Origin of the sequence: Pseudomonas sp. YH-1 (genome assembly GCF_051990045.1) — a bacterium.
GTDB classification, from domain to species: Bacteria; Pseudomonadota; Gammaproteobacteria; order Pseudomonadales; family Pseudomonadaceae; genus Pseudomonas; species Pseudomonas nicosulfuronedens.
Map to the genome: position 1 here is coordinate 5,587,421 of NZ_CP178184.1, position 15,189 is coordinate 5,602,609.

Here is a 15,189-nt window from a genome sequence, read left to right on the forward strand (position 1 = left end):
GTCGACTGCCGGCCTGACGTTAGGATAGCGCCGCTGGCCGCACCCACCCGGCCAACCGTCGATTGCCCAAGGAGCACGGATGAAAAACCTGCTGGAGCAGATCCAGAGCCGTCTGGAAGAGCTGAACAAGGCCGAGCGCAAGGTCGCCGAGGTGATCCTGCGCGACCCTCAACAGGCCACGCGCTTCAGCATCGCCGCGCTGGCCCAGGCGTCCAGCGTCAGTGAGCCGACGGTGAACCGTTTCTGCCGCTCCTTTGGCATGAGCGGCTACCCGGAGCTGAAGATCCAGCTGGCCCAGAGCCTGGCCAGCGGCGCGGCCTTCGTGACCCAGGCGGTCGCTGCCGACGACGGCCCCGAAGCCTACACACGGAAGATTTTCAGCAGCACCATCGCCTCGCTGGACAGCGCCCACAAGCTGCTCGACCCAAAGCTGATCGACCGTGCCGTGGACCTGCTGATCCAGGCCCGGCAGATCCACTTCTTCGGCCTCGGCGCCTCCAGCTCCGTGGCGCTGGACGCGCAGCACAAGTTCTTCCGCTTCAACCTGGCGGTCTCAGCGCAGAGTGATGTGCTGATGCAGCGGATGATCGCCTCGGTGGCGCACACCGGCGACCTGTTCGTGGTGATTTCCTACACCGGGCGCACTCGAGAGCTGGTGGACGTGGCGCACCTGGCGCGACAGAACGGCGCCTCGGTGCTCGGCCTGACCGCCGCCGACTCGCCACTGGCCCGCGCCAGTACCCTGAGCCTGGACATCCCGCTGCCCGAGGACACCGACATCTATATGCCGATGACCTCGCGGATCATCCAGCTGACCGTGCTCGACGTGCTCGCCACCGGCGTGACCCTGCGCCGTGGCGTGGACTTCCAGCCGCACCTGCGCAAGATCAAGGAGAGCCTGGTACCGACGCGCTACCAGCTCGACGAGGAAGACTGAGCGCCCCGCGAGGATGACACGAGCGCGCCCCGAGCAAGCCAAAGGGGCGGCACGCTCTTAAAGCGGAGACCTCGTGCCGTCAGTCATCCGCGTTCGGATCGAGCCCCGGGAAGAGCACCTCGGTAAAGCCGAACTTGCTGAAGTCGGTGATGCGCGACGGGTACAGGCGGCCGATCAGGTGGTCGCACTCGTGCTGCACCACACGGGCGTGGAAGCCTTCCACGGTGCGATCGATGGGCTGACCCTGTGGATCGACACCCTGGTAGCGAATGCGCTGGTGGCGATTCACCACGCCGCGCAGGCCCGGCACCGAGAGACAGCCTTCCCAGCCCTCCTCCAGCTCTTTGCCAATGGGCGTGATCACCGGGTTGAGCAGGATGGTCGGCGGCACTGCAGGCGCGTCCGGATAGCGCTCGCTGCGCTCGAAGCCGAAAATCACCAACTGCAGGTCGACGCCGATCTGCGGCGCGGCCAGGCCGACGCCGCCGACGTGGTGCATGGTCTCGAACATGTCGTCGATCAGTTGGCTCAGCTCGGCGCTGCCGATCATCGACTCGGGCACCGGTGGGGCGATGCGCAGCAGGCGCTCGTCGCCCATCTTGAGAATCTCGCGGATCATCTCGGCCTCGTTCGCCGTTGCGTGAAAGCGGCATGCTTCCAATGAGAGCTGCATCCTCTGCCGCCCCGGCCGGTCTGGCAAGTCCACGACCGCCTGGCAGCGCCACGTCGACCGGACCGCCAGGGTGTTAGGCTGATCTGTGCTGGCGAAAACCAACGAGCGCGGTCGAATGCCGCCCAGGCGCGCGGCAGATGGCGTCGAGACCCTGGGGGATCCTTCATGCCGGGGGCGAGAGGTTCGTCATGAACAGGCACTACTACATCAGCGACAACCTGGACGACCTGGAACAGGTCGAGCAGGAGCTTTCCGAAAGCGGTATCGGCATCGAGCAGATGCATGTACTGAGCGACAGTGACGCAGAACTGGAGGAGCACCGCCTCCACGAAGTGCCCTCGATGATGAAGAAGGACGTGGTGCACTGGGGCAAGATCGGCCTGATGATTGGCGCCGCGCTGGCTGTGCTGGTACTCGTGGTCGGCTACCTGAGCGGCTGGACGCAGACAGCGGCAGGCTGGATTCCCGTGGTGTTCCTCGCCGCGGTGCTGCTGGGCTTCAGCCTGTGGGAAAGCAGCTTCTTCGGCCTGCAGCGCCCCAGTGGTGACGTGCGCCGCTTCCAGGACAACCTGCAGGAAGGCCGCCACGTGTTCTTCGTCGACGTGAAGCCCGAACAGGAACCGGTGCTGGACATGGTGGTGCGCCACCACCCGCGCCTGGAGATCGCCGGCTTCGGCAGCGCCATGCCGGCCTGGTGGCTCTCCATCGAGCAGGCCTGGAACCGCTTCCGCCACATGATGTAGCGAGCTGCCAGGCGAACCTGCACTCCGTGGCTCGAACACCCCGCGGCGGGCAGCCTGCGTGCCGATGAACGATGAGGCAGCCTGTTCAGGTCACATTCAGATACCGTTAGCTTGCTATTGATATAAGTCAGCCGAGTGCCTCCGGGCGGATTCGAAACTATCCGAGTCCACTCATTTCAGGAGGCTGGGAAATGTCCACATCGCCCAACCAGAAACTCGGCTTGGCCGCCCTCACCGCCCTGGTGGTCGGCTCCATGATCGGCGGCGGCATCTTCTCGCTGCCTCAGGGCGTCGCGCAGAGCGCCAGCCCTGGCGCGGTGCTCATCGGCTGGGCGATCAGCGGCGTCGGCATGCTGATGCTGGCCTTCGTCTTCCAGAGCCTGTCGCAGCGCAAGCCGGAACTGGACGCGGGCGTCTACGCCTATGCCAAGGCGGGCTTCGGCGACTACATCGGCTTCAACTCGGCCTGGGGCTACTGGATCAGCTCGATGCTGGGCAACGTCAGCTACTTCGTGCTGATCTTCAGCGCACTGGGCTACTTCTTCCCGGTGTTCGGCGAGGGCAACACCCTCATCGCCTTTGCCTGCTCGTCCCTGCTGCTGTGGAGCCTGCACTTCCTGATTCTGCGCGGGATCAAGCAGGCGGCCTTCATCAACCAGGTCACCACGGTCGCCAAGGTCGTGCCCATCGTGCTGTTCATCCTGATCGGCCTGGTGGCGTTCGACATGGACCTGTTCACTGCCGATTTCTGGGGCCACGGCCATGTGGATTTCGACAGCGTAATGAGCCAGGTGCGCAACATGATGCTGATCACCGTCTGGGTGTTCATTGGCATCGAAGGCGCCAACCTGTATTCGGGACACGCGAAGAAACGCTCCGATGTCGGCACCGCCACGGTAATCGGCTTCGTCTCGGTGATGGCGCTGCTGGTGCTGGTGAACGTGCTGTCCATGGGCATGATGAACCAGGCGCAACTGGCCGGCCTGCCCAACCCGTCCATGGCCTACGTGCTGGAGCACGTGGTGGGCCACTGGGGCGCAGTGCTGATCATCGCCGGGATGATCGTCTCGCTGTTCGGCGCGCTGCTGGCGTGGATCCTGCTGAGCGCGGAGATCATGTTCGCCGCCGCCCAGGATCACACCATGCCGAAGTTCCTCGCTCGCGAGAGCGAGGAGGACGTACCGGTCAACGCGCTCTGGCTGAGCAACGCCACGGTGCAGGTGTTCCTCATCGTCACCCTGTTCGCCGCCAGCACCTACCACAGCCTGGTGTACCTGGCCGCTTCCATGGCCCTGCTGCCCTACCTGTTCTCCGCCGGCTACGCCGTGCTGCTCAGCCTGCGCGGCGAGGGCTACGAAGGCCTGCTGCGGGCACGCCGCAAGGACCTGGCGATCGGCGCCATCGCTCTGGTCTACAGCCTCTGGCTGGTGTATGCCGGCGGCATGGACCACCTGCTGCTCTCGGCACTGCTCTATACGCCGGGTGTGGTGCTGTTCATCATGGCCAAGCGCGAGCGTGGCGAGCGTGTCTTCAGCAAGGCGGAATGGCTGATCCTTGCCGTCCTGCTGGCCGCAACACTGGCCGCCAGCTACGGTCTCTACTCGGGCCAACTGAGCCTCTGAGCCCGATACGAAAAACCCGCAGCCCCGCCGCGGGTTTCTGCTTTACAGGAGGAAAAATGACCGTCCCCGCTCAGGTCACCATCCACTCCACCGCCGGCCTCGACCGCCAGCAGTACCGCATCCGCTTGAGCTACGTGGTGGAGAACGCCGCCAGCCGCGACGCCCTGGTGAAGTTCGAGCTGGATGGCGAGATCGACGGCCAGCCCTTCAACGACGGCTTCGACCTGCCCGGCGACCTTGCCTTCAACTTCGCCGGCAGTGCCACGCGCCTTCTGCGCCGCCACGGCCTGCAGGTCTGTCGCGGGCCGGTCCTGCGCTTTCGCAAGGAACATGACCGGGTGTTCGATGACCTGCGCCGCCAGCTGAAAGCGGAACCGGGCACTCCAGTCGACCTGCAGCGCATGGGCTCGCTGGCCCCGGCCGAGCCGCGTTGCGCGGTGGCCGAGTCCATCGTTCGCGGGCGCGGCTGAGCCGTCAGCGAGTGGATCGTCAGGCCAGGTCGATGCGATCGTCGTGGATGACGATCAGGCCTTGCTTGAACAGGCCGCCGATGGCCTTCTTGAAGTTGCCCTTGCTGACGCCAAACTGCTGCGCGATGAGTTCCGGCGGACTCTTGTCGCTGAGCGCCAGGGTGCCACCCGCTTCGCGCAAGGCAGTGAGAATCTGCTCGCTGAGGGCGTCGGACAGACCGGCGCCGGCCGGTTGCAGGCTCAGGCTGATCTTGCCGTCGGCACGCATCTCCTTGATGTAGCCGGTCTCGCGCAGACCATTGCGCATGAACTTGAAGACTTCGTTCTTGTGGATCAGGCCCCAGTGCTTGCCGTCGATGATGGCCTTGTAGCCCAGGTCGGTACGCTCGACGACGAGCAGGTCCACCTGCTGGCCGGCCTTGTAGCGTGCCGGCGTGTTATCCAGGTAGCGGTCCAGGCGCGCGGTGGCGGTGATACGGCGGGTGCGCTCGTCGAGGTAGACGTAAACCACGCAGTAATCGCCAACCTGCAGCGGGCGCTTCTCTTCGGAGTGCGGCAGGAGCAGGTCCTTGGGCAGGCCCCAGTCGAGGAACAGGCCGACACGGTTGACCTCCACCACCTTGAGGCTGGCGAAGCCGCCGACCTGCACCTTGGGCTTCTGGGTGGTGGCGATCAGGCGGTCTTCGCTGTCCAGGTAGATGAACACGTTGAGCCAGTCGCCCACTTCGGTGGGTTCGTTCTTCGGCACGTAGCGCTTGGGCAGCAGGATTTCGCCATGGCTCTCGCCATCCAGGTAAAGACCGAAATCGGTGTGCTTGGCCACCTGCAACGAATTGAACCGACCTATGACTGCCATGACGCTTACCTCGTGAACGGGGCGGGCATTCTACGCGCATTGACGCGAGGATGCGCCTCAAGCCGCCGAACGCCGGCTTTTTTGTGGGAGCGAGCCTGCTCGCGAGCCGTGCTTTCCAGCCGCTCCGGAGTTAAGCAGCTCGCGAGCAAGCTCGCTCCTACAGATGCTCGGCCTGGCCGAACTGAAGCTCCGCCAGACGCGCATACAACGGGTTGCTGGCCACCAGTTCGGCATGCCGTCCCAGCGCCACCAGGCGACCGTGCTCGATCACCGCGATGCGGTCGGCGTTGAGCACTGTGGCCAGGCGGTGGGCGATCACCAGCGTGGTGCGATCGCGCATCAGTCCCGGCAGTGCCTGCTGGATCAGGTGCTCGCTCTCGGCATCCAGCGCACTGGTGGCCTCGTCGAGCAACAGGATAGGCGCGTCCACCAGCAACGCACGGGCAATCGCCAGACGCTGGCGCTGGCCACCGGACAATCCCAGGCCGCTTTCGCCCAGATGCGTCTGGTAGCCCTGCGGCAGGCGCAGGATGAACTCATGGGCATGGGCCGCGCGGGCGGCGGCCTCGACTTCAGCATCGCTGGCGCCGGGGCGGCCGTAGCGGATGTTCTCTTCCACCGTGCCGAAGAACAGCGCCGGGCTCTGCGAGACCAGCGCGAAGCTGCGGCGCAGGTCCGCCGGGTCGAGCCGGACAATGGGCTGTCCGTCGATCAGGATGCGCCCTTGCTGCGGGTCGTAGAAGCGCAGCAGCAGGTCGAACAGGGTGGATTTGCCGGCGCCCGACGGGCCGACCAGCGCCAGGGTCTCGCCTGGCTCCACGCGCAGATCGATGCCGTCGATAGCCCACTGCTCTGGGCGCGACGGATAGGCGAAACGCACGCCCTGCAGGTCGATGCTTCCGGCGATGCGGTCCGGCAAATGCAACAAGTCGCTGGCCGGCGCATGGATTTCGCTGCGCGCCCGCAACAGTTCGGCGATGCGCTCGGCAGCGCCGGCGGCGCGCTGCAGCTCGCCGATCACTTCGCTGAGCGTGCCGAAGGCCATGCCGACGATCAGGCTATAGAACACGAAGGCCGCCAGGTCGCCGGGGCTGATACGCCCGGCGATCACGTCCATGCCACCCACCCAGAGCATCACGCCGACCGCGCCAAGCACCAGCAGGATCACCACGCTGACCAGCCAGGAGCGCTGCAGGATGCGCTTGCGCGCGGTGTCGAAGGCGTCTTCCACCGTGCGACCGAAGCGCGCGCGGTCCTGTGCCTGGTGGTTGTAGGCCTGCACCGTCTTGATCTGGCCGAGAGACTCGCCGACATAGCTGCCGACGTCCGCCACACGGTCCTGGCTGAGCCGCGACAGGCTGCGCACGCGACGGCCGAACAACAGGATCGGCGCAATCACCAACGGCAGCGAAGCGACCACGATGCTGGTCAGCTTGACGTTGGTGAAGAACATCAGAATGATGCCGCCCAGCAGCATCAGCACGTTGCGCAGCGCCATGGACAGCGAGGAGCCGATCACCGACTGCAACAGCGTAGTGTCGGCGGTCAGGCGCGACTGGATCTCCGAAGAGCGATTGTTCTCGTAGAAGCCGGGGTGCAGTTCGATCAGATGGTCGAACACGCGCTGGCGGATGTCGGCGACGAACCGCTCACCGATCCACGACACCAGGTAGAAACGCACGAAGGTACCCACCGCCAGGCACAACACCAGCAGGAAGAAAATGACGATGGCGCGGGTGAGCAGTTGTTCGGACTGGGTGATGAAGCCCTGGTCCACCAGCAGGCGGATGCCCTGCCCCAGGGACAGGGTGATGGCCGCGGTGAACAGCAGCGCCAGCAAGGCACCGAGGGCACGCCAGCGGTAAGGAGCGAGAAACGAACGAGCCAGGCGCAGGGCATTGCGCTGGCGGGACGACAACAGGGACATGGTGGGATCTGAACGGCCGGAATGGGCAGAGGGTAGCACCGCCATTACGCACCGCGCGAAAGACGATTCACGCAATGCAACGGGACCGTTCGCTCCATAAGCGCCCCGAAAGCTGCTCGTTTGATGTACAATGGGCGGCCAATTTGCGCAGACAGGTATGGCAGATATGACTACCAAGCCCTCCACCCGCCAGAAAGCCGCCCCCAAGGCCCCCGCCGCGACCGCGACCAGCGAAGCGCTGGAAGCCCAGATCGCCGCCTTCCTGAACTCCGGCGGTGAGATCCAGCAGATCGCCAAGGGCGTGACCGGTCAGAACTATGGCGCACCGAGCCGCCACATCAGCCTCGGCAAGAAGTAATACCCCGCTGGCAAGCCTGCCGACCCTCGGCAGGCTGCCCGCCTCTCCCGCTCCCTCCCGCGTTTTTCACGATCTCTCCGCAATACCGATCCTGCTTTATTGCCTGATTACCTTGCACTCGGGCAGAGTCCGCCGATAGTTAGGACTGGGCCGAATCGCGCCCCCTTGCAAGGAGCACCCCCATGATGCCCTCCCCGGAAAAGCTGCTGTCGCGCAACCTGCTCGATGTGCTGATCCGTGCCGGTCTGATTCTATTGCTGGCCCTGTTCTGCTTCCGCATCTTCCATCCCTTCCTCGATCTGATGCTCTGGTCGGTGATCCTCGCCATCACCCTCTACCCGCTGCACCAGTTGCTCAGCGGCTGGCTGGGTGGTCGGACGAACAGCGCGGCAACGCTGATCGTGATCCTGGGCCTGGTGATCCTGCTGGTGCCGGTGGTGGTGATCGGCATGTCGATGGCCGACTCGGTACGCGACCTGGTCCACGCCATCCAGAACCGCACCCTGCAGATCCCGCTGCCACCGGACTCGGTGCAGAACTGGCCGGTGATCGGGCAGTACGTCTATCCCTTCTGGACCCGCGTCGCCACCGACTTCATGGGCGTGGTCCACCAGATGGCCCCGCACCTGCAGGGCGTAGCCAAGACCCTGGCCGGCCAGGCGGCTGGCGCCGGCATGGGCCTGATGCAGTTCCTCGCAGCGTTCGTCATCGCCGGGATCATCATGGCCTATGGCGAACTGGGTAACCGAACTTCCTGCGACATCGCCATCCGCATCTCCGGCCCGGAGCGCGGGCCTGGGCTGGCCGAGTTGTGCACCGGTACCATTCGGGCAGTCGCCCAGGGTGTGGTAGGCGTTGCCTTCATCCAGACGATGATTCTGGGCCTGGGCTTCGTCGTCATGGGTATCCCCGGAGCCGGCCTGCTGGCCCTGGGCGTCCTGCTGCTGGGGATCACCCAGTTGCCGGTCGTGCTGATCACCCTGCCGGCGATCGTGTATGTGTTCATGACCAACGATTCGCTGCTGGTCGCCATCCTGTTCACGATATGGACCATGGCCGGCGGCCTCAGCGACAACGTGCTCAAGCCACTGATGTTCGGCCGCGGCGGCAAGGTACCGATGCCGGTGATCCTGATCGGCGCCCTGGGCGGCATGCTCAGCAACGGCATCATCGGCCTGTTCGTCGGGCCGGTGGTACTGGCCCTGGGTTACGAGCTGTTCATGTCCTGGGTCCACGAGCGCGAAGCCCCCACCGCGCCGGCGGTCGAATCCCCCGGCCAGACCACCCCCTGATCCCCTCGCCCGCGGCATGAGCCGTGGGCATTCACCGCAACGGAATGCACACGATGCCCAAACGCTGCCCCCTCACTGCCGCCGTGCTGACTGCCGGCCTGCTGCTTTCCCCGCTGGCTTTCGCCGAAGAGGCTGCCATCGTCTGGCCAGCTGTGGTCAATGCCGCCGACCAGCAACGCCTGACCACCCTAGACGCGCAGGTCAGGCAACTGCTCGACCAGCTCCAGCAGAGCGAAGACGAAACCACCCGCAACGAAGCGCTGAACCTCTACCGCATCGTGCTGGAAGACCCGGAACCGCTCACCGATGCTGCCCTCAGCGGCAACTGGAAATGCCGTTCGGTGCAACTCGAAGCCCAGGCGCTGTATGGCTACCCGAACTTCAAGTGCTCGGTGCGGCAAACGCCCAAGGGCCTGTTCCTGGAGAAGACCAGTGGCTCGCAGCGCATCAGCGGCTACCTGCAGCGCCTGGATGACAAGCAGTTGGTGTTCGTCGGCGGCGCCTCGGTCAACGACGACCCACAGGTCGGCTATAGCGGGCTGGAGCAGTCCGCGGCGCGCGAGACCGACGTGGTCGGCGTGGTGCGCAACTCCTACGACGGCTTCGTGCTGCTGGTGCCCGAACAACTGGGCGGCTACAACCTGTTCCGCTTCACCCGCTGAGCCTCGCTCTCAAAGCAGAGCGACCATCTCCTTGAGCGTCACCGCCCAGGTACCCTTCGCGTTGAGGTAGCGATAGCCGAAGCGCGAGCCATTGGCCTGGGTGGTGAGCACCGCATTCCAGGCCAGCCCACGCTGCAGGTCATGGGCAGGATCGAGCAGGAAGAAGGCGTCCTCGCTCATCCCCACCGCCAGACACCAGTGGCGGATATCGCTGGCCTTGCGCCCGTGGAAGCCTAACACCACCGGAATGTTCTCCTCCAGATGCCGCCGGGTCAGTTCGACCATCCGCGTACCATTGCCGCGCTCGACGCGATATTCCTTATCGCTGATGACCTTGAGCAGCTCCAGCAGGTCGGCGCCGGTGGTGCCGACGCGCACCAGCGTCTCGTGCTGGTTCAGCGCCTCCATCAGCCGCCCGTAGCGGGTCCGCGAATCCACCGGCGCCAACCCCTTGGCCTGGCGCCGCGCCAACTGGTTGCGGGCGAGCATGGCCATCACCAGGCAGTACGGCCCGCAGGCGCCGTCCATGTCGCCCTGGCGCAGGTGCACCTTCTCGCCGCGCCGGTTGATCAGGCCGCCGCTGCCCTGTTCGTCCAGGTCCCAACCCAGGCCGTCGATCAGAGTGATCCGCATCGCGCTTCCTCGTTGCTTGGTCTGAGCTTGTGACTGACCAAGGCGCGGATCATTCCACCGGCTTGCGGTTACAATGGCGGCTTTCCCCTGCCTGGTTACCCGAAATGTCCGAAGCCATCCGCCTGTCCAAGCGCCTCGCCGAGCTGCTGCCCTGTTCGCGCCGCGACGCCGAGCTGTACATCGAGGGTGGCTGGGTCACGGTCGATGGCCAGCGCGTGGAGGAACCGCAGTTCAAGGTCGACACCCAGCGTATCGAACTGCTGCCGGGCGCCTCTCCCGACCCGATTCCGCCGGTGACCATCCTCGTGCACAAGCCGGTCGGCCTGGGCAGCGGCAACGGCGCCAACTCCGCCCAGCAACTGCTGACGCCGGACAAGCGCTGGACCGAGGACAACCTGCAGCAGCGCCTGCTGCGCAAGCACTTCGGCCACCAGTTCAACACCACCGTGCTGGAGACCGATGCCAGCGGCCTGCTGGTCTACACCCAGAGCCGCGGCGTGCAGCGCCGGCTGGTGGACGAGGCGGACAATATCGAGCACGAGTACGTGGTCGAAGTCAGCGGGCAGATCGCCGACAACGGCCTGAAGCGTCTCTGCCGCGGCATGCTCATCGATGGCCGCGAGCTGCCGCCGCTGAAGGTCAGCTGGCAGAGCGAAAACCGCCTGCGCTTCGCCGGCAAGCAGTTCCGCCCCGGCCAGATTGCCGCCATGTGCCGTGCGGTCGGCCTGCACGCCGTGTCGATCCGCCGCCTGCGCCTGGGCGGCGTTGCCATGGGCAAGCTGCCCGTCGGCCAGTGGCGCTTCCTGCAACCGGGCGAGAAGTTCTGAGCGTCTACCAGACCAAGGGCGCAGGCGCCCGCGAGTAACCAGGGCGCCTCTCTAACTCGCGGCTTCCGGCCGCTATCGATAACGTCGATAGTCACCAGTCGACGCATTCAGTTCTCTTGATAGTCCGCGCGCGGCATCTTGGCCCCATCAACTCGCTGGCAGGAGATTCGCCGGCCCCGCAGTCGGGCCGCAGGGGCGAACAAGCTACTCGCGAGACGCCCCCAACGGATCGTCAAGAGGACACCACCATGCAAGTCATTCTCGATTTCCTGCTGCTCGTTGGCTCCCTGGTAGAGCTGCTGCTGTACGTCGCCCTGGCCAGCGTCGTACTCGCCACCACGCTGCTGGCCGGCGGCATCGCGGTACTGACCCTGCGTTCGCCGGGCTCGGCCGTGGTCATCCCCGACCGGCGCCCCTCGGTCAGCCGTCAGCCGCGTCCGGCGGTGAAACACCAACTGGCCCGGCCGGTACTGGTCGCCGTGGCGAACGAACCGATCCTGGCGAAGACCGCGTGACGCAGCCCTCCCCAGCGATTCAGCCCGGGTAGCGCCCGAGCGCGGCTCCCAGGTCGCGCTCCAGTTCCCCGTCCTGCTGGCCGCCGTTGTCCATCATCCAGCGCACCCGCTCCAGCGTCCCCGGCGCGGACATGTCACCGACGAAGCGCTGCGACTCCTCCACCAGCGCTGCCTGATCCGCCGCCGTCACCTGCTCCACCACTGCCTTCACATGGGCGATGCCCGCCGCCGGGAAGGCCGCGATGCGTCGCGCCAGAGCCTCGCAGAATCCTTCCAGCTCCGCGTCCGGCAGCGCCCGGTTGATCCAGCCATAGCGCTCCGCCGTGTCCGCGTCGAAATCCTCCCCCCCCAGACAGACCTCCAGCGCCCTGCCCCGCCCCAGCAGTTGCGCCAGGCGCACTGTGCCGCCCGCGCCGGGTAACAGGCCGACCGCCACTTCCGGCTGGCCGAGTAACGCTCGCTCACGGGAGGCAAAGCGCATGTCCAGCGCCAGGAGGAATTCGCTGCCGGCACCACGCGCGCGGCCGCGCAACTCGCCGATGGTGACCTGCGGCAGCCGGCTGAAGCGGCTGAACAGCGCGCTGAGCGGGCTGGCCATGCCGGCAGGCAGCTTCATCGGCGGCGCGTCCAGCTGGCTGCCGAGATCGTAGTGGGCAAGGAAGAAATCCGGGTTGGCGCTGCGCAGCAGCACCACGCGGGTGTCGCTGTCGCGCTCCAGCTCATCGGCCAGGTGCAGCAGGTCGATGACCATGGCGCGGTCGACCAGGTTGATCGGCGGGTGACTGAAGCTCACCACGGCAACGCCGTCGCGGTCTTCGCGGGTGAAAGTGCGGTAGTCGCTCATCGATGGGCCTCCGTTGCGAAGGCCCGAGGATGCGCCGGGGCGCACACGCCGCCCCAGCACTATCGATGTGCGGAATGGCCAGTCAGTGGTGACCGATACCCTGGTCTTCGAGGTGGTCCGCCTCGAACAGGGTTTCCAGTTCCTTGCGCGCTTCGCGGGCGGTCTGGATCACCGCGGTCTCGTCGTCGTAGACGCGGTACTGGGCCATCAGCACCGCTTCGTCGTGGCGTTTGAAGCGGCGGATGCGTGCACCGACCTGTTCCTCGTTCAGGCCCAGGCCGGTCAGCAACAGACGGCTCATTTCCAGGCTGGAGTGGAAGGTCTCGCGCACCGGCGTCGCGTCGGCATCCAGCAAGTGATAGACGTGCTGGCGGTTGCGCGCCCGACCGATGACCTTGATGTGCGGATACAACTTGCGCACCAGGCGCGCGGTCTCGATGTTGGTCTGCGGATCATCGGTGGCGACGACGAAGAACTCGGCCTTCTCCACCTGGGCGGCACGGAGGATTTCCGGGCGCAGCGGGTCGCCGTAGAAGATCGGGATGTTGCCGTAGCTGCGCGTCAGTTCGATGGTATCCACCGAAGTGTCCAGCGCCACGAAAGGTACGCCCTGGGCGCGCATGATACGGGCAACCACCTGGCCCATCCGCCCCATGCCGGCGATCACCACGCGCGGTGCATCGTCCGGCAATTGGCTGTATTCCGGCGGCGGCTCGCGCAGCACGGCGGGCTTGGGCTTGATGCTGCGCGCCAGCGCCAGTACCAGCAGCGGCGTCATCGCCATGGACAGAGTGATGCACAGCACCAGCAACGAATGCAGCTTGCCGTCCATAAGCCCCTGGGCCAGGGCCAGCTTGAACACCACGAAGGCGAACTCACCGCCGGCACCCAGCAGCACACCCAGGCGGATTGCCGAGACCTTGTCGAGCCCGCCGGCCAGCCGGCCGATGAGGAACAGCAGCGGCAACTTGATGCCCACCAGCAGGAGGGTCAGGCCCAGCACCACGAGAGGCTCGCTCTTGAGCAGGCCAAGGTCGGCGCTCATACCTACGCTGATGAAGAACAAGCCGAGCAGCAGGCCCTTGAAGGGTTCGATCTGCGCTTCCAGTTCGTGGCGGTATTCCGAATCCGCCAGCAGCAGGCCGGCGAGGAAAGCGCCCAGGCCCATGGACACACCGGCCCACTCCATCAGCCAGGCGGTGCCGACTACCACCAGCAGCGCGGTGGCGGTGGACAGGTCGGCCTGACCGGTACGGGCCACCGAGCGGAACACCGGGCGCAGCAGGAAGCGCCCGCCGATGACGACCACGGAGATGCTGCCGACCACTTCCATGACGTGGGCCAGGTCACCGCCGGGCGCCGCCGAATCGGCACGTGCGCCGAGCAGCGGGATCATCGCGATCAGCGGGATCGCGGCAATGTCCTGGAACAGCAGGATGGCGAAGCCGAGGCGGCCGTAGGGGCTGTTCAGTTCCTTGCGTTCGGCGAGGATCTGCAGGCCGAAGGCGGTGGAGGACAGTGCCAGGCCGCCGCCCAGCACGACCGACGTATTCACCGGCATGTCGAAGGCCAGCGCTGCGACGCTGCCAATGGCCAGGCCAGTGAGCAGCACCTGCGCCAGGCCCACGCCAAACACCTGCTTGCGCATCACCCACAGGCGCTTGGGCGAGAGCTCCAGGCCGATGATGAAGAGCAACAGCACGACGCCCAGCTCGGACAGGCTGGCGACGCTTTCAGGATTGTCGATCAGGCCCAGCAAGTAGGGGCCGATGATCACACCGGCCAGCAGGTAGCCCAGCACGGCACCGAGTTGCAGGCGCTTGGCCAGCGGCACCATGAACACCGCCGCAAGCAGGAAGACCACTGCCGACTGCAGGTAATTCGTCCCATGTTCCATGTATCAAGACTCCTTGGAAGGGTTGGGGCGAAGCGAAGATCCACCCACGTCGTTCAAATCAGACATCCAGCGCCACGCCCTCGGCCACCAGGTGTCGCTGGAACTGCCCGGCCAGCGCATCCACCTGGTCCCAGGGCTGCTCGTAACGCTCTTCCAGCGCCACATGACTGCTGGCGCGCACGCGAGCTTCAAGCCCACAGTGCTCATAAAAGGCGTTCACCGCCGCGACCATCGGCTCGCGCTGGTTCTCCATCAGGATGGCACCGTGAGCCAGCACCACGTAGCGCCCGTCGCTGGGCCGGCGGCGCCAGCGCTGGGCGGTGCCCACCAGCTTGCGACCACCCAGGTTGACGTTGTAGCGGCCATCGCAAAAAGCGCCTTCCACTTCCCCCAGGCCCGGATCGAGGCCAAGGGCCGCCAACCAGTCGCAAAGCGGCTGGCACAGGCGCAGGTAGGCGGTCTCGATACGCGTCTGCTCGTTGTCGCCCGGCGGGATTGCGTAGACCAGCGCAACGTTGAGCACCCCGGCGGACTGAGGCACCGGCTCGCCACCGGTGTCACGCAGGGCGATAGGCCAACCTAGCCCGGCACAGGCAACTTCGGCGGAAGCAAAGCCCTCCAGTCGGCTCAGCCGGCGCGGCATCACCAGGGACTGTTCCAGTGGGCTCCAGAACAGCAGGCCGCTATCGCGCTCACCGGCGAAGGTGGCGTCGAGCAGCGCGCGCTCGGCGTCCAGGCCCTGTTGCGCCGACAGTCGTTTCACTCTATTCATGACAGCGTCCTGGGGTTCATGGCAGCGTCCTTGGATTCACCGGGTTGCGGACTATGCCCGCCGTGGGCTTATCCGACAATGTTCCAAGCCAATTTGTTGCCACGCTCGGAAATTTCAGCGTAGCGGGCTGTGACTGCCGCGCTGTCGCGCCAAGTCACGTC

General features: G+C 65.8%; 16 protein-coding genes. 9 read left to right on the forward strand and 7 right to left on the reverse strand.

The genetic code is table 11. The features are described 5' to 3' along the window. The first annotated feature begins 79 nt into the window (after positions 1–79). Positions 80–937 carry a MurR/RpiR family transcriptional regulator gene (locus ACKI1H_RS25505; RefSeq protein WP_440466725.1) on the forward strand — a complete coding sequence of 286 codons (858 nt, stop codon included), beginning with the start codon at positions 80–82 and terminating at the stop codon, positions 935–937. Positions 938–1,016: 79 nt separating this feature from the next. Here ACKI1H_RS25505 and def read toward each other — a convergent pair whose 3' ends face one another. Beyond that, on the reverse strand, positions 1,017–1,556 hold the full coding sequence (gene def, locus ACKI1H_RS25510; RefSeq protein ID WP_440466726.1) for a peptide deformylase: 540 nt from the start codon (positions 1,554–1,556) through the stop codon (positions 1,017–1,019). A 242-nt stretch (positions 1,557–1,798) separates the two neighbouring features. Here def and ACKI1H_RS25515 point away from each other — a divergent pair, with 242 nt between their 5' ends. The 3 genes from ACKI1H_RS25515 to ACKI1H_RS25525 all read left to right on the forward strand — a co-directional run bounded on the left by ACKI1H_RS25515 (position 1,799) and on the right by ACKI1H_RS25525 (position 4,445). Beyond that, positions 1,799–2,353 (forward strand): magnesium transporter, encoded by a 555-nt coding sequence (locus ACKI1H_RS25515; RefSeq protein WP_138520576.1) that lies wholly within the window; start codon positions 1,799–1,801, stop codon positions 2,351–2,353. Between the two features lie 191 nt (positions 2,354–2,544). Further along, positions 2,545–3,975 carry an arginine-ornithine antiporter gene (arcD, locus tag ACKI1H_RS25520; protein ID WP_440466727.1) on the forward strand — a complete coding sequence of 477 codons (1,431 nt, stop codon included), beginning with the start codon at positions 2,545–2,547 and terminating at the stop codon, positions 3,973–3,975. Positions 3,976–4,031: 56 nt separating this feature from the next. Next, a complete protein-coding gene (locus tag ACKI1H_RS25525; protein WP_138520574.1) occupies positions 4,032–4,445 on the forward strand; it encodes a DUF5064 family protein in 414 nt (137 codons plus the stop codon). Between the two features lie 19 nt (positions 4,446–4,464). On the opposite strand, the gene ACKI1H_RS25530 is transcribed toward ACKI1H_RS25525, so the two are convergent. Both ACKI1H_RS25530 and ACKI1H_RS25535 read right to left on the reverse strand, forming a co-directional pair. Further along, complete coding sequence (locus ACKI1H_RS25530) at positions 4,465–5,301, reverse strand: CvfB family protein (protein ID WP_138520573.1); 837 nt, start codon at positions 5,299–5,301, stop codon at positions 4,465–4,467. Between the two features lie 157 nt (positions 5,302–5,458). Beyond that, positions 5,459–7,228 carry an ABC transporter transmembrane domain-containing protein gene (locus ACKI1H_RS25535; protein ID WP_440466728.1) on the reverse strand — a complete coding sequence of 590 codons (1,770 nt, stop codon included), beginning with the start codon at positions 7,226–7,228 and terminating at the stop codon, positions 5,459–5,461. 157 nt (positions 7,229–7,385) lie between these two features. Between ACKI1H_RS25535 and ACKI1H_RS25540 the strand changes: the two genes are divergently transcribed. The 3 genes from ACKI1H_RS25540 to ACKI1H_RS25550 all read left to right on the forward strand — a co-directional run bounded on the left by ACKI1H_RS25540 (position 7,386) and on the right by ACKI1H_RS25550 (position 9,540). Then, positions 7,386–7,586: a hypothetical protein gene (locus ACKI1H_RS25540; RefSeq protein ID WP_024765957.1), complete on the forward strand. Its 201-nt coding sequence runs from the start codon at positions 7,386–7,388 to the stop codon at positions 7,584–7,586. 182 nt (positions 7,587–7,768) lie between these two features. After that, positions 7,769–8,878 (forward strand): AI-2E family transporter, encoded by a 1,110-nt coding sequence (locus ACKI1H_RS25545; protein ID WP_440466729.1) that lies wholly within the window; start codon positions 7,769–7,771, stop codon positions 8,876–8,878. Positions 8,879–8,931: 53 nt separating this feature from the next. Next, the gene (locus tag ACKI1H_RS25550; protein ID WP_440466730.1) at positions 8,932–9,540 is read left to right on the forward strand and encodes a DUF4893 domain-containing protein; all 609 of its coding nucleotides are present in this window, start codon (positions 8,932–8,934) and stop codon (positions 9,538–9,540) included. 9 nt (positions 9,541–9,549) lie between these two features. Here the strand turns inward: ACKI1H_RS25550 and ACKI1H_RS25555 are convergent, their stop codons facing one another. Next, positions 9,550–10,173, reverse strand: coding sequence for a hypothetical protein (locus tag ACKI1H_RS25555; protein WP_138520569.1), 624 nt, complete (start codon positions 10,171–10,173; stop codon positions 9,550–9,552). Between the two features lie 104 nt (positions 10,174–10,277). Between ACKI1H_RS25555 and ACKI1H_RS25560 the strand changes: the two genes are divergently transcribed. Both ACKI1H_RS25560 and ACKI1H_RS25565 read left to right on the forward strand, forming a co-directional pair. Beyond that, positions 10,278–11,000: an RNA pseudouridine synthase gene (locus tag ACKI1H_RS25560; RefSeq protein WP_138520568.1), complete on the forward strand. Its 723-nt coding sequence runs from the start codon at positions 10,278–10,280 to the stop codon at positions 10,998–11,000. A gap of 248 nt (positions 11,001–11,248) precedes the next feature. Continuing rightward, positions 11,249–11,515, forward strand: coding sequence for a hypothetical protein (locus ACKI1H_RS25565; protein WP_138215053.1), 267 nt, complete (start codon positions 11,249–11,251; stop codon positions 11,513–11,515). Between the two features lie 19 nt (positions 11,516–11,534). Here the strand turns inward: ACKI1H_RS25565 and ACKI1H_RS25570 are convergent, their stop codons facing one another. The 3 genes from ACKI1H_RS25570 to ACKI1H_RS25580 all read right to left on the reverse strand — a co-directional run bounded on the left by ACKI1H_RS25570 (position 11,535) and on the right by ACKI1H_RS25580 (position 15,028). Continuing rightward, entirely contained in the window at positions 11,535–12,359 is an 825-nt protein-coding gene (locus tag ACKI1H_RS25570; protein ID WP_138520567.1) for an enoyl-CoA hydratase/isomerase family protein, read from the reverse strand. A gap of 82 nt (positions 12,360–12,441) precedes the next feature. Next, positions 12,442–14,256 (reverse strand): monovalent cation:proton antiporter-2 (CPA2) family protein, encoded by a 1,815-nt coding sequence (locus ACKI1H_RS25575; protein WP_440466731.1) that lies wholly within the window; start codon positions 14,254–14,256, stop codon positions 12,442–12,444. Positions 14,257–14,314: 58 nt separating this feature from the next. Next, positions 14,315–15,028 (reverse strand): lipoate--protein ligase family protein, encoded by a 714-nt coding sequence (locus ACKI1H_RS25580; RefSeq protein WP_440466732.1) that lies wholly within the window; start codon positions 15,026–15,028, stop codon positions 14,315–14,317. Positions 15,029–15,189: the final 161 nt, after the last annotated feature.